This is a genomic window from Paraburkholderia sp. GAS199, assembly GCF_050436585.1.
Classification (GTDB): Bacteria; Pseudomonadota; Gammaproteobacteria; order Burkholderiales; family Burkholderiaceae; genus Paraburkholderia.
The window spans coordinates 154,217-166,959 of the sequence record NZ_JBNDMM010000007.1 but is presented as its reverse complement, the minus strand read 5'-3'; the positions used below and the strand labels follow the sequence as shown (position 1 = coordinate 166,959).

The window sequence follows — 12,743 nt, the reverse complement described above, 5'->3', positions numbered from 1 at the left end:
TTCCGATACTTTCTTTAGTGCGCCAACGCACCCTTGCAGCGTTTTAATCGCTATTGAACCACGAATCGATCAACGCATTCCAGCAGAAATAATTCGCGGATGGCGAACGGATTAATTTAATTTAATCTACCGACGAATTATGTGCGCAAAAATCCGCAGACCAATATAGCGCGATTGACGAAGCATTTAACTATTCACACCAGTCCATTCAGGCCAGCCGGCTGTCTTATTCCGACGCAAACGCATGCCGTCATCACATCACGCGCAAACCTAACTCGGTCACAAGCACGGCTGCCTGCTGATGGGAAATCGTTGCGCCCTTGAAAAGCGCCGCGTCCACCAGACGCACGCCGCTCAGATCGGCTTCGCGCAAATCCGCGCCGTCGAAACGCGCGCCCTTCAGATGCGCGTCCTTCAGACTACCGCCGTCGAACACCGCTTCACGAAAATCGACGCCGGCCAGATCGGCGTCGGAGAAATCGAGTTGCTGCAGCGTGGCTTTGCGAAACGACAGCCCGCGCAAATGCGCGCCCACCAGCAAGGTTTCGACGAAGCTCAGGCCCAGAGCCGTGCAGGCTTCGAAGTTCGCGCCGGTCAGCTTGCAGCTATGGAACGAGGCCGACGCGAGTTTGGCGCGCCGCCAGCTCGTGTTGTTCAGATCGCTAGACTGAAACGCGGCGTCGACCAGATCCGCCGACGCGAAATCGGCCTGCCGCCCGCGGCAACGTACCCAGCGCGTGTGCGACAGCGAGGCGCTGAAAAACGAGGTCTCGACGATCGTGCAACGATGAAACTCGGCGCCGCGCAAGTCGAGTCGCGACAGGTCCGCGCCTTCGAAATCGCAATCGGTGAAATGAAGCGCCTGCTTGCCGGCGTGATTCGCTTCGATCAGGCGCTGCACGTCGGCGCGCGTCAGGGTAGCGTCGGTAATGACATGGGCCTGGGCATGGGCTTGCGTGCCCGAAGCCGGCGCCGTTGAATCCAGTGACATGAAGGTTCAGAATCGATTCCGGGAAACCCAAAGCGTACCGGAACGCGCGCGGCCATGGCAGCGCGCGTCGATGGTTTATAGTAACGGCCCCGTCAAAGCCTCCTTACAATGACTTCCAACGACGCCACCCACAGCCCGCTCTACGCCAAGCTGCTCGCGGAAACCGCCAAAATCGGCTGGTCCGAACTCGAACGCTTCTTCGCCCGTGGCATGCTGCTGCGCGTGGCCCGCGACCTCGACCTGGTGAGCGTCGCCGAGGCCATCGCCGGCGACGACACCACGCAGGTCGCGCAATGGCTGTCGGCAGGTCTCGTCGAACGCGTTCAGGCGGACACCGCCGCCGATTTCGCCGCACGCGACCCCGACCTGTGGGCCGTGGTCGTTTCGCCCTGGGTTTGCGTGCAGGAACGCAGTTGAGCGACGCCTCGCACGGCGCGGCCCCTGCCGTGCCCCAGCGCTGGCATCGGCGCGTGCTCACGCTGGCTTTTCCGATCGCGCTCGCCAATCTGACGCAACCCATCCTCGGCGCCGTGGATACCGCCGTCGCCGGCCATCTCGACGGCGCGTCCTATCTGGGCGGTGTCGCGCTGGGCGGCCTGTTCTTCAGCTTCGTCTTCTGGGGCTTCGGTTTTCTGCGCATGGGCACGACCGGACTCGTCGCGCAGGCGCATGGCGCCGGCGACCAGACCGGCATGCGCGACACGGTGATCCGCGCACTGCTGCTGGCAGCGGTGATCGGCGCCGCGGTGCTCCTGCTGCAAACGCCGCTGATCGACTACGCGCTGCGTGCGCTCGGCGGCAGCGACGCCGTGCAACGACACGCTCGCCTCTATTGCCACGGACGCATCTGGGCGGCGCCGCTCGCGCTCGGCAACTATGTCGTGCTCGGCTGGCTGCTCGGCACGCAACGCGTGCGGCTCGCCCTGTTCTCGCAGGTGTTCATCAACAGCGTGAACATCGCGGCAGTGTTGTTGTACGTGTACGCGTTCGACTGGGGCGTGGCCGGCATCGGCGCCGCGACCGCCACCGCCGACGCACTCGGCTTCGTGCTCGGCGTGGCGCTGTTGTGGCACGGACGCACGCGCGGCCTGCCGGCGCCCACCCGCGCAAAACTGTTCGACGCCGACGCACTCAAGCGTCTGGTGATACTGAATCGCGACATCTTCGTGCGAACACTTTGCCTGCTCGCGTCGTTCGGCTGGTTCACGCATCTCGGCGCGCGTCAGGGCGACGCGACACTCGCCGCGAATGCGTTGCTGCTCAACTTCCAGACCTTCATGGCATACGGACTCGACGGTTTTGCGCACGCCGCTGAAGCGCTGGTCGGCGCGGCGATCGGCGCGCGCGACCGGCACGCATTCGCGATGGCCATCAAAGTCACGGCGCAATGGTCCGCGCTCGGTGCGCTCGGTTTTTCGCTGGTCTACTGGGGCTCGGGCACGTGGATCATCGAACGTCTGACCGATCAGGCCGCCGTGCGCGCCGCGGCCGAAACGTACCTGCCGTGGGCCGCGCTCGCGCCCGTGGTATCCGTGTGGGGGTTTCTGCTCGACGGCGTGTTCATCGGCGCAACGCGCACGCGAGATCTGATGACGTCGATGGTGGTGTCGTTCGGCGTATTCGTCGCGGCGTCGTGGATCTTGCTGACGCTGTACGGCAATCACGGACTATGGGCCGCGATGCTGATCTTCATGGCCGCGCGCGGTGCGACGCTGGCGCGCTGTCTGCCGCGTGTAATGGGCAGCGTGCCGGGTGCGGCTGCTGTCTGACGCCGCTATTTCTCACCCGGCCCGTACCTTCACAAGCGACTCAAGGCGTGACCGGCGCAGGCACCATGGCGGGAGGACGATCGTCGGTCGGCACGCCGTGGTAGTCGGCGGGATCTTTGGGCGGCGGTCCACCCTTGTGGCCGGAGGGATCGTTGGCACAGCCGGCGAGACTGGCGGCTGCCAGCAAAGCCACCAACAGGATACGGTTCATAGAATCTCGATACGGGATGATTGAGCTGCAGAGCGCGTGGCGCAAACAGCAGCGCCGGAAGTCTACCTGCAAAGCGCGTTCCACGAAGGCTGCCAGTGCAACTGCGCAGTGCAGCATCGCCGGGCGGCGACGGGCTCGCATTTCGATTCGCGTGACCTATTCGCGTGACCTACTATTGAGGCATGGCTGCACGTCATAGGAGGCTGCCATGGACGCTGAAACCATCGCGGGTCTGGTCGGACTTGCAATCGGTCTGTTGGTGCTGCTGGCCCTGTCCATTTTCGAATCGAGAACGTATCGGCGCGAACACGACGGCGAAGGCATGCTGCATCACTGGCTCGCTCACCAGCACATGCCACGCTGGCTGCATCGAAGGCATTGAACACAGCAGGAAAATATCGCGAAGCCGCTGCGCAGGAAGCGGACTTCGCGCGGCTGCTTTAGCGGCTTTTCCTCGTCACAGATCCTCGTAGTTTCATCTCGCCGTTTTTCTTTATGCAGCTAACGGTTTGCGCTCGACGTTCACTTGCGCAGTCCGTGCATGCCTTCCATTTCTCTCCCCTTCCGTCTGTCGACCTTGGGCACATGCCTTGCTGTTTCAATCGCAGCAACACAGCAACGCGGGGCGTGCCTGACGCGCCTTCGAATCGTCCCGGCACAGGTGCGCCGGACCAACCGTTATCCGCGGCCCGGCAGCGTCCGAGGGCCCGACAGGGAGACTCAAATGACCATCGGAACCATCCTGCTCATCGTGCTCATTCTGCTGCTGATCGGCGCGTTGCCGAGCTGGCCGTATAGCAGCGGCTGGGGCTATCGTCCCACAGGCCTTGTCGGCGTCGTGCTGATCATCGTGATCATTTCGCTGCTCATGGGACGCATCTAGCGCGCGTGCCGTCCGGCGCGTTTGCCGATGCCTTTGATCGATTCCTCGCGCGCGGCTGCGCTTCGCCCGCTTAATTTTCGTCCGATGCAATTCGTGATTGACTCTGGCACCGAATGCCACGTAGAATCTCGGATTCGTCGGAGCGTAGCGCAGCCTGGTAGCGCATCTGATTTGGGATCAGAGGGTCGAAGGTTCGAATCCTTTCGCTCCGACCACGAAAAGCAATACGAAACCCGCGTCGCCTCACGGCTTCGCGGGTTTTTGCTTTTGGGGCTTTGCTTTCCGGTTTTGCATTGTCGGCGGCCACTTTGTCGTGCAGAAGGTTCTGTCGAGTTGATCGCCATGCCGTCGATTGCGGTGCCCGCCTCGCGCCGTCACCGCAGTTCATCACCGCCACACAGGAGACACGCATGGATCTGATTCTCTGGCGTCACGCCGAAGCCGAAGATTTCGCCGCCAGCGATCTCGCTCGCGCGCTCACCACGCGCGGCCGCAAGCAGGCGCAGAGCGTCGCCAAATGGCTGCGCACGCGGCTGCCCGACGACGCGCTCGTGCTCGCGAGCCCGGCCGTGCGCACCATTCAAACCGCCGAAACACTCAGCGACCAATATCGCGTCGTGCGCGAACTCGCGCCGAACGCCCGCCCCGAAGACGTGCTCGAAGCCGCGGGCTGGCCCAAAGGCATTGCGCAGACGGTGGTGATCGTCGGGCACCAGCCTACTTTGGGCCACGTCGCCGCGCGTCTGATCGGCCGCAGCGACGCAAGCTGGCCGGTCAAGAAAGCCGGTGTCTGGTGGATCGGCAGCCGCGAACGCGACGGCGACGATCACGCCGTCCTGCGCGCCGCCATCAGTCCCGATCTGGTCTGACCGCGAGACCCGTGCGACCGGCCGACGGTCGCGCGGAAACAACACAAGCGCAACCTGCACGCGGCCCATCGGCGACATTACAAGCCGTGCGCGCCGAGCTTACGTCCAGTCATCCAATCGTCACGGCTTTGCCATGCGAGCGTCACCAGGCGTTACTACATTGGCGAAAAAAGAAATCCCCTTTTTTCGACCAGGACGCCTTATGCGAGAACTGCCGACGCCTACCTTGCCACTCGCTTCGATCTTCGAAACGCGGCGTCTGCCGCGCGCCGAAGAAACGGTCACTGCCCAGCATCGTCTGCAGGTCACCTGGGCCCGTACCGACGAAGAGCTGCGCGAAGCCCAGCGTCTGCGCTACCGTGTGTTCGCCGATGAAATGGGCGCACGGCTGAGCGGCCCCGCCGGCCTCGACGTCGATGTGTTCGACTCCTACTGCGATCACCTGCTGGTGCGCGATCTCGACACGCTGAAGGTGGTCGGCACGTATCGCGCATTGCCGCCGCACCAGGCCGCGCGCATCGGCCGTCTGTATGCGGAAAGCGAATTCGACGTCTCGCGTCTCACGCACCTGCGCGCGAAGATGGTCGAAGTGGGCCGCTCGTGCGTGCATCCGGATTACCGCAGCGGCTCGGTCATCATGTCGCTGTGGGCCGGTCTCGCCGCCTACATGAAGCACAACGGCTACGAAACGATGCTCGGTTGCGCGAGCGTCGCAATGGTCGACGGCGGCCACTACGCGGCGAATCTGTACTGCTCGTTGCGCGACAGCGCGCTGACCGCGCCGGAGTATCGCGCGTTCCCGCACACGCCGCTGCCGGTCGATGAATTGCAAACGGGCGGCGACGTCGCCCCGCCGCCGCTGGTAAAGGGCTACTTGCGACTCGGCGCGAAAATTTGCGGCGCGCCGGCCTGGGACCCCGACTTCAACACCGCCGACTTCCTGACGCTGTTCCGTCTGTCGGACATCAACGCACGCTACGCACGGCACTTTCTCGGCGACGCACTGCCGCGCTGAAATCCACGCTGAATACTCGGTCCGCAAAAAAAGCCCGGCAGATCGATGCGACCTGCCGGGCTTTTTCACTATCTGCGTCACGCCGGCGCGCCATGTGCGCCGACCGTGATACCTCAATCGTCCGTGTACACCACACGATACGGAATGCCGACTTTCTCCCACTCCGCCGCTTCCTGGATGAGGCTGTAGTCGGTGAGCGGATTGTTCGCGACCCAGTCGGTCGGCAGACGTACCTCGTAGCCGCCGTTGACCTGCGCGACCGCGATGCCGGGCAGGCCGACATCCGCACGACGACGGCACAGCAACGACGCGAGCCGCAGGCAGAACAGCAGCGGCCACTCCACTTCGCGCGTTTGCGACAGCTTGCCGAGTTTGCCCGCATGACCGAGCACCAGTGCGGCGAGACGCGCCTGATCGGTGCGGGAGAAACCAGGCATGTCGGCGTTGCTGGCAATGTAGGCCGAGTGCTTGTGATAAGCGCTATGCGAAATCGATAATCCGATTTCGTGCAAAGCCGCAGCCCAGCCGAGGAACATGCGATTTTCCACGCGACGCTCTTCGTCCGCTTCCTCGAACTGGTTGTAGAAGCTCACCGCCAGTTCGCCGATACGCCCCGCCTGCGCCCGATCGACGCCGTAGCGGCGCATGAAGCCTTCCACCGTGACCGTGCGCATGTCTTCGTGCTGCGAGCGGCCCAGCAGGTCGTACAGCACGCCGAGGCGCAATGCGCCGTCCGTCGTGTCGACGTAATCGACGCCGAGTTCGTCGAACACCGCGATCATGATCGACAGGCCGCCGGCCAGCACCGGAATGCGGTCGCCCTTCAGGGCCACGAGCTTCAGACGATTGACGTTTTCCGCCTTGATGAGCGCGCGTTTGAGACGCTCCAGACCGCCGCGCGAAATGCCGTGCGTGATGCCCGGATCGTTGAAGCCGTTCGCTTCGACCAGTTCCGCCAGCGCGCGCGCCGTGCCGGACGAACCGATGGCCTGCTCCCAGCCGGTTTTCTTGTACTCGGCGGAAATGATCTGGATTTCGCGACCCGCGGCGAGTTCGGCCTGCCGCATCGTGTATTCGTCGACATTGCCGGCGGGAAAGAACGTGCGGCTATGACTCACGCAGCCGATGTACAGACTCTCCATCTTGATCGGCGTGTAGTGCGAACCAATGATGAACTCGGTCGAGCCGCCGCCGATGTCGACGACGAGTCGCTTGCCCGCGCTCGCCGGCACCGAGTGCGCAGCGCCCGCATAAATGAGGCGCGCCTCTTCGCGGCCCGCGATCACTTCGATCGGAAAACCCAGCGCGGCTTGCGCTTCGCCAAGAAACTCACCGGCGTTCTTGGCGATGCGCAACGTATTGGTGGCGACCGCGCGAACGTGGTCGGGATGAAAATCGCGCAGGCGTTCGCCGAAACGCTTGAGCGCGTCCCAGCCGCGAACCTGCGAAGCGCGGTCGAGCATCTTGTCGCGTGACAAACCAGCGGCGAGACGCACCGGTTCACGCAAGGCGTCGACCTGATAGATCTGGCTGCCCGCGTCGGTTTCCTCGACCCGGCCAACGATCAGCCGGAAGCTGTTCGAGCCGAGGTCGACGGCAGCGAGGAGTTGTGGCGTAGTGACCATCGATTGAGCAGACTCCATGCGCGCGAGCGCGGCCGCCGTTGATGCGGAAGACGCCGAATATGGCTTCGACGCCTTGTGGCCGGCCGCGTGGTTCAAAGACGCCATTCTAAGCGTACCGGACCTCACGATGTCACCTCGCAGCAATGGGGGTTCAGTATGGTCCCATATGAACTGCGTCATATTGACGACACGCGATGATTCGGGCGTAGAATCAAAAAGATTCAGAATGTCATAACAACGTCATCATACTGTGAGAATTTCCGAGCGTCTTTCCGCCTCCCTTCCTGACACCTCATTCTCGCTGCCGATGTCCATCCGCTACCCCTTATTGAATCGCGAGTTGGGCATTCTGGGTTTTAACGAGCGTGTGTTGGCACAAGCTGCCGACCCAGCCGTCCCTTTGCTCGAACGCCTGCGTTTCATCTGCATCACCAGTAGCAACCTCGACGAATTCTTCGAAGTCCGCATGGCCGGACTGCAGGAACAGATGCGCGACAATCCCGGCGCCCTGTCGCCGGACGGCATGTCGCTGCAACATGTGTACGACCTCGTGGTCGAACGCGCGCAGAAACTCGTGCATCGTCAATACGCGATGCTGCACGACACCGTGCTGCCCGCACTCGAAGGCGAAGGTATCTATTTTCACGGCACCGAAGCGTGGAACGAAGCGCAGACCGAATGGGCGCGCAACTACTTCTTCGACGAACTGCTGCCCGTGCTTACGCCGATCGGTCTCGATCCGGCGCATCCGTTTCCGCGCGTGCTCAACAAGAGCCTGAACTTCGTCGTCGAACTGGAGGGCAAGGACGCATTCGGCCGCCAGGCGATGATGGGCATCGTGCAGGCGCCGCGCGCGCTGCCGCGGCTCGTGCGCATGCCGCAAGACCTATCGGGTTATCCGCACGGTTTCGTGCTGCTGAGCTCGTTGCTGCAACGATTCGTGGGCGAACTGTTTCCGAGTCTGGTCGTGCGCAGTTGCAACCAGTTCCGCATCACGCGCAATAGCGAACTGTTCGTCGACGAAGACGAAATCACCAATCTGCGCGTGGCCTTGCAGGGCGAATTGCCGGCGCGCCATCTCGGCAACGCGGTGCGCCTCGAAGTGTCGGCGGAAACGCCCGCGCACGTGGTGCGGCGTCTGCTCGACGAAAGCAGCCTGAGCACGAAAGATTGCTACTTCGCCAATGGCCCCGTCAATCTCGTGCGCCTGATGCAGCTTCCGGAGATGGTCGACCGGCCCGATCTGAAGTTCGTGCCGCACATCCCCGCTATTCCGCAGCAGATCGCCAACAGCGCGAGCATGTTCGACGTAATCGATCAGGGCGACGTGCTGCTGCATCATCCGTACGAGAGCTTCCAGCCCGTGCTGGAACTGCTGCTGCAGGCCGCCAAAGATCCGAACGTGGTGGCGATCAAGCAGACCATCTATCGCACCGGCACCGACTCGCCGCTGATGGACGCGCTGATGCAGGCCGCGCGCAACGGCAAGGAAGTCACGGTGGTGGTGGAACTGCTCGCGCGTTTCGACGAAGAGACCAACATCAACTGGGCCTCGCAACTCGAAGCGGTCGGCGCACACGTCGTGTATGGCGTGGTGGGCCACAAGTGCCACGCCAAGATGATGCTGATCGTGCGGCGCGTGTCGGCGGGCGGCAAGACCACGCTCAAGCGTTATGTGCACCTGGGCACCGGCAACTATCATCCGCGCACGGCACGCCTCTACACCGACTTCGGTCTCATGACCGCGGACCAGAAAATCTGCGAAGACGTGCATCACGTGTTCCAGCAGCTCACGGGCATCGGCGGCGAACTGAAGCTGCACGAGTTGTGGCAGTCGCCGTTCACGCTGCATCCGAAACTGGTCGAAGCGATTCGCGCCGAAGCGGAACACGCGCGCGCCGGCAAGAAGGCGCGCATCGTCGCGAAGATGAATGCGCTGCTCGAACCGACGGTGATCGCCGAGCTGTACGACGCATCGCAGGCCGGCGTGAAGATCGATCTGATCGTGCGGGGCGTGTGTTCGTTGCAACCGGGCGTGCCGGGTCTGTCGGAGAACATCACGGTGCGCTCGATCGTCGGGCGCTTCCTCGAACATCACCGCATTTTCTATTTCTACGACGGCGGCAAGGAACAGGTGTATCTGTCGAGCGCCGACTGGATGGATCGCAACTTCTTCCGCCGTGTCGAAGTGGCGTTCCCGATCAACAACCGGCGCTTGAAGCGCCGCGTGATCGCGGAAGGACTCTCGGCATTCCTCGGCGACAACCAGACCGCCTGGCTCATGCAAAGCGACGGCCATTACCGTCGGCGTCGTCCGGGCAAATCGTCGCGCAATGCACAGATGAGTCTGCTGTCGAAGTTCTGTCCTTGATACGTGCGGGGCGTGCTCGCCGGGCCGCCCGAGTTGCATGAAAAAAGCCCGCCTGGTCGGTTCACTCGACCAGGCGGGCTTTTTTGTATCGCTGATTGTCCTGCCGCTGACTTCAGACCGGCGCGGGTTGCCGGCGTGCCGTGCGGGAAACGGGGAAGCGTACGGTGAAGGTGCTGCCTCGCCCTTCCTCGCTCTTGACGTCGAGCTGCGCTTCGTGGCGTTGCAGCACATGCTTGACGATTGCGAGGCCAAGCCCGGTGCCGCCCGTATCGCGCGAACGGCTGCGATCGACGCGATAAAAACGTTCGGTGAGACGCGGAATATCCGCGGCCGGAATGCCGAGTCCGCTATCGGTGACGGAGAACACCGCCTGACCGCCGCTACCCTGCCAGCTCACGCGAATCGCGCCGCCGTCCGGCGTATAGCGAATCGCGTTGGTGACGAGGTTGCCGAACGCGCTGAGTATTTCCGTCTCGACGCCCGTCACGGTCAGCCCTTCGTCGACGTCGAACACGATCTTGTGATGGTCGCTCGACAGACTTTCGGCGTCGTCGCGCAGATGCCGCAGCACGGCGCGCATGTCGATCATCTGATCGCTCGGCGGCTTGTTGTCGCCTTCGAGCTTGGCGAGCACCAGCAGGTCGCTGACGATGTGCCGCATGCGCGACGCCTGCTGCTCCATCAGTTCGAGATAGCGCGCCCGCTCGGCCTCGCTCAGCGGCAGCTCGCGCATCGTTTCGAGAAAGCCGGACAGCACGGTGAGCGGTGTTTTCAGTTCATGCGATACGTTGGCGACGAAATCGCGCCGCATGGCGTCGGTGCGTTCGAGTTCGGTGATGTCCTGCGAGAGCACCAGCTTGCGATTCTCGCCGTACGGAAACACCTGCACGGACAGCACGTTCTGCCGTTTGCTGCCCATGCCGCGCATGATCAGCATTTCTTCGTAACGGTGCGAATTCAGATAGCGCACGAAATCCGGATGCCGCACCAGATGCGTGATGTGCTGGCGCAAGTCGCGCTTGGCGTCGAGACCGAAGTGCAGTTCGGAGATCGCGTTGCACCACTCGATCTGATCGTGATCGTCGAGCATGGCAACGCCGTTGGGCGACGCCTGGATGGCCTGAATGAAACGCGAGTGCTGCTGCTCGACCTGACGCACCTGCGCGTGCCAGCGCTTGGCGAGCTTATGCAGACGGTAATAGATTTCGCCCCAGATGCCGGGCGCGCTCGGCACTTCGCCGTAGACCGGCGCGTCGAGCAGATGCCACAAGCGCTGCTTGTGAAAGGTACTGAAGAGACTTTGCGCCAGCAGCATGAGGATCGCGAGGATCAGCCCTGCCTTGACGTTCACGAGCGCGCCGACCGCCACGCACAGAACCGCCAGCAGCACGACGGACACGATGGAGCGCGCCCAGATGATGTTCATGGTCTAGCGATCGAAGAGAAAACCGTTAGCGCCGTGATGCGGGATCGCGGCGCCGGACGTGACGACGAACACGTTGGCATAGCGCAACGCAGGCACAGCATGCGGCTCACGCGCCGCCGACGGACCCGACGAATGTCAGGCGCTTTTCGCGAGGCGGTAACCGCTGCCGCGAACCGTCTCAATCATAGCATCGCATCCCGCGGGCTTGAGCGCCGCACGCAGACGCTTGATGTGAACGTCCACGGTGCGCTCTTCGACGAACACGTGATCGCCCCACACCTGATCCAGCAATTGCGTGCGGCTGTGCACGCGCTCCGGATGCGTCATGAAAAAGTGCAGCAGACGGAATTCGGTCGGACCGAGATCGAGCTTGATCTCGCTGCCTTCGGCGTGCGCGGCGACACGGTGGGTAGCCGGGTCGAGCTTCAGGCCGTTGATGGCGACCACGTCCTCGGTCAGCTGCGGCGCGCGGCGGCGCAACACCGCCTTGATGCGCGCCATCAGTTCCTTCGGCGAAAACGGCTTGGTGACGTAGTCGTCCGCGCCGATTTCGAGGCCGAGCACCTTGTCCTGCTCGTCGCCGCGAGCCGTCAGCATGATGATCGGAATGTGCTTGGTGCGTTCGTTGTTACGCAGATCGCGCGCGAAGGCGATGCCTGATTTGCCCGGCAACATCCAGTCGAGCAGCACGAGATCGGGCAGCACGTCGCTGATCAGGTTTTGCGCCTGTTCAGCGTTGTACGCACGAATCGGGCAGTGGCCGGCGTGCTGAAGATTGACCGAAATCAGTTCGGAAATGGCGGGCTCATCTTCAATGACGAGAATGCTGCTGGGCATCGGCACCTCTGTTCCTTATCTCTGGCTTAACTGAGTGCTTCGCGTTCGAGCGCGTCGCGCGACTTGTGCCGCACATCCGTACCCTTGACGATGTAGATGATGAATTCGGCGATGTTCTTGGCGTGGTCGCCGATCCGTTCGATTGCCTTGGCGATGAACAGAAAGTCGAGTCCCACCGAGATCGAACGCGGATCTTCAGTCATGTACGAAATCAGCTTGCGCACGAAGGCGCGGAATTCTTCGTCGATCGCCTTGTCGTCGCGCACGATCTGCGCGGCGGCTACCGTATCGAGACGCGCGAACGCGTCCAGCGCGCGGCGCAGGATCGACACGGCCATCTCGCCCGACAGCTTGATTTCGGCGATGTTGATGGTGCGCGACGCGCCGTCTTCCATCAGACGCTTGGTGCGCTTGGCGATCTTTTCGGCTTCGTCGCCGGCGCGTTCGAGATTCGTGATGGTCTTCGAGATCGCGATCAGCAGACGCAGGTCACGCGCGGCCGGTTGACGGCGCGCGATGATGTTGCTGCATTCTTCGTCGATATCCACTTCCATCTTGTTCAGACGGTCTTCCGCGGCGATCACCTGTTCGGCGATGTCGAGGTCGAACTCGTTGAGCGCCTGCATCGCGTTGACGATCTGCGATTCGACGAGGCCGCCCATTTCGAGCACCTTCGAGGAAACGAGATTCAGGTCTGCGTCGAACTGGCTGGACAGGTGTTTGTCGGACATGTCGTACTCCCTTGT

General features: G+C 62.7%; 13 protein-coding genes and 1 tRNA gene. 8 read left to right on the top strand and 6 right to left on the bottom strand.

The features are described from left to right. Window positions 1-253: 253 nt before the first annotated feature. Window positions 254-991: a pentapeptide repeat-containing protein gene (locus P3T18_RS25235; RefSeq protein WP_429302689.1), complete on the bottom strand. Its 738-nt coding sequence runs from the start codon at window positions 989-991 to the stop codon at window positions 254-256. A gap of 108 nt (window positions 992-1,099) precedes the next feature. Between P3T18_RS25235 and P3T18_RS25230 the strand changes: the two genes are divergently transcribed. Together P3T18_RS25230 and P3T18_RS25225 are read left to right on the top strand one after the other, a co-directional pair. Then, a complete protein-coding gene (locus P3T18_RS25230) occupies window positions 1,100-1,408 on the top strand; it encodes a DUF2288 domain-containing protein (protein ID WP_429302688.1) in 309 nt (102 codons plus the stop codon). Next, a complete protein-coding gene (locus P3T18_RS25225) occupies window positions 1,405-2,760 on the top strand; it encodes an MATE family efflux transporter (RefSeq protein ID WP_429302687.1) in 1,356 nt (451 codons plus the stop codon). The genes P3T18_RS25230 and P3T18_RS25225 overlap by 4 nt, the downstream gene beginning before the upstream one ends. A 40-nt stretch (window positions 2,761-2,800) precedes the next feature. Here the strand turns inward: P3T18_RS25225 and P3T18_RS25220 are convergent, their stop codons facing one another. Next, on the bottom strand, window positions 2,801-2,971 hold the full coding sequence (locus tag P3T18_RS25220; protein WP_429302686.1) for a hypothetical protein: 171 nt from the start codon (window positions 2,969-2,971) through the stop codon (window positions 2,801-2,803). Between the two features lie 208 nt (window positions 2,972-3,179). On the opposite strand from P3T18_RS25220, the gene P3T18_RS25215 reads away from it, so the two are divergent. From P3T18_RS25215 to P3T18_RS25195, 5 genes are all read left to right on the top strand, one after another. Beyond that, window positions 3,180-3,353, top strand: coding sequence for a hypothetical protein (locus tag P3T18_RS25215; RefSeq protein WP_429302685.1), 174 nt, complete (start codon window positions 3,180-3,182; stop codon window positions 3,351-3,353). A 342-nt stretch (window positions 3,354-3,695) separates the two neighbouring features. After that, window positions 3,696-3,854, top strand: coding sequence for a DUF3309 family protein (locus P3T18_RS25210; protein WP_429302684.1), 159 nt, complete (start codon window positions 3,696-3,698; stop codon window positions 3,852-3,854). Window positions 3,855-3,992: 138 nt separating this feature from the next. Beyond that, a tRNA-Pro gene (locus P3T18_RS25205) sits at window positions 3,993-4,069 on the top strand. A gap of 195 nt (window positions 4,070-4,264) precedes the next feature. Continuing rightward, window positions 4,265-4,723: a phosphohistidine phosphatase SixA gene (gene sixA, locus P3T18_RS25200; RefSeq protein WP_429302683.1), complete on the top strand. Its 459-nt coding sequence runs from the start codon at window positions 4,265-4,267 to the stop codon at window positions 4,721-4,723. Between the two features lie 202 nt (window positions 4,724-4,925). Further along, the gene (locus P3T18_RS25195; protein WP_429302682.1) at window positions 4,926-5,738 is read left to right on the top strand and encodes a GNAT family N-acetyltransferase; all 813 of its coding nucleotides are present in this window, start codon (window positions 4,926-4,928) and stop codon (window positions 5,736-5,738) included. 113 nt (window positions 5,739-5,851) lie between these two features. Here the strand turns inward: P3T18_RS25195 and P3T18_RS25190 are convergent, their stop codons facing one another. After that, complete coding sequence (locus tag P3T18_RS25190) at window positions 5,852-7,468, bottom strand: exopolyphosphatase (protein WP_429302681.1); 1,617 nt, start codon at window positions 7,466-7,468, stop codon at window positions 5,852-5,854. Between the two features lie 202 nt (window positions 7,469-7,670). Here P3T18_RS25190 and ppk1 point away from each other — a divergent pair, with 202 nt between their 5' ends. Next, complete coding sequence (ppk1, locus tag P3T18_RS25185) at window positions 7,671-9,734, top strand: polyphosphate kinase 1 (protein ID WP_429302680.1); 2,064 nt, start codon at window positions 7,671-7,673, stop codon at window positions 9,732-9,734. A gap of 112 nt (window positions 9,735-9,846) precedes the next feature. Here the strand turns inward: ppk1 and phoR are convergent, their stop codons facing one another. The 3 genes from phoR to phoU form a co-directional block, all read right to left on the bottom strand. Then, window positions 9,847-11,160, bottom strand: coding sequence for a phosphate regulon sensor histidine kinase PhoR (gene phoR / locus P3T18_RS25180; RefSeq protein ID WP_429302679.1), 1,314 nt, complete (start codon window positions 11,158-11,160; stop codon window positions 9,847-9,849). Between the two features lie 135 nt (window positions 11,161-11,295). Continuing rightward, the gene (gene phoB, locus P3T18_RS25175; protein ID WP_006051991.1) at window positions 11,296-11,997 is read right to left on the bottom strand and encodes a phosphate regulon transcriptional regulator PhoB; all 702 of its coding nucleotides are present in this window, start codon (window positions 11,995-11,997) and stop codon (window positions 11,296-11,298) included. Between the two features lie 26 nt (window positions 11,998-12,023). Next, window positions 12,024-12,728 (bottom strand): phosphate signaling complex protein PhoU, encoded by a 705-nt coding sequence (phoU, locus tag P3T18_RS25170; RefSeq protein WP_074764835.1) that lies wholly within the window; start codon window positions 12,726-12,728, stop codon window positions 12,024-12,026. Window positions 12,729-12,743 lie beyond the last annotated feature (15 nt).

Bases quoted from the DNA above. Each gene is read 5' to 3' on its own strand.
- P3T18_RS25235 (WP_429302689.1), bottom strand. From the start codon at position 991: ATGTCACTGGATTCAACGGCGCCGGCTTCGGGCACGCAAGCCCATGCC.
- phoR (WP_429302679.1), bottom strand. From the start codon at position 11,160: ATGAACATCATCTGGGCGCGCTCCATCGTGTCCGTCGTGCTGCTGGCG.
- P3T18_RS25195 (WP_429302682.1), top strand. From the start codon at position 4,926: ATGCGAGAACTGCCGACGCCTACCTTGCCACTCGCTTCGATCTTCGAA.
- sixA (WP_429302683.1), top strand. From the start codon at position 4,265: ATGGATCTGATTCTCTGGCGTCACGCCGAAGCCGAAGATTTCGCCGCC.
- phoB (WP_006051991.1), bottom strand. From the start codon at position 11,997: ATGCCCAGCAGCATTCTCGTCATTGAAGATGAGCCCGCCATTTCCGAA.
- P3T18_RS25230 (WP_429302688.1), top strand. From the start codon at position 1,100: ATGACTTCCAACGACGCCACCCACAGCCCGCTCTACGCCAAGCTGCTC.
- phoU (WP_074764835.1), bottom strand. From the start codon at position 12,728: ATGTCCGACAAACACCTGTCCAGCCAGTTCGACGCAGACCTGAATCTC.
- P3T18_RS25220 (WP_429302686.1), bottom strand. From the start codon at position 2,971: ATGAACCGTATCCTGTTGGTGGCTTTGCTGGCAGCCGCCAGTCTCGCC.
- P3T18_RS25215 (WP_429302685.1), top strand. From the start codon at position 3,180: ATGGACGCTGAAACCATCGCGGGTCTGGTCGGACTTGCAATCGGTCTG.
- P3T18_RS25210 (WP_429302684.1), top strand. From the start codon at position 3,696: ATGACCATCGGAACCATCCTGCTCATCGTGCTCATTCTGCTGCTGATC.
- P3T18_RS25190 (WP_429302681.1), bottom strand. From the start codon at position 7,468: ATGGCGTCTTTGAACCACGCGGCCGGCCACAAGGCGTCGAAGCCATAT.
- ppk1 (WP_429302680.1), top strand. From the start codon at position 7,671: ATGTCCATCCGCTACCCCTTATTGAATCGCGAGTTGGGCATTCTGGGT.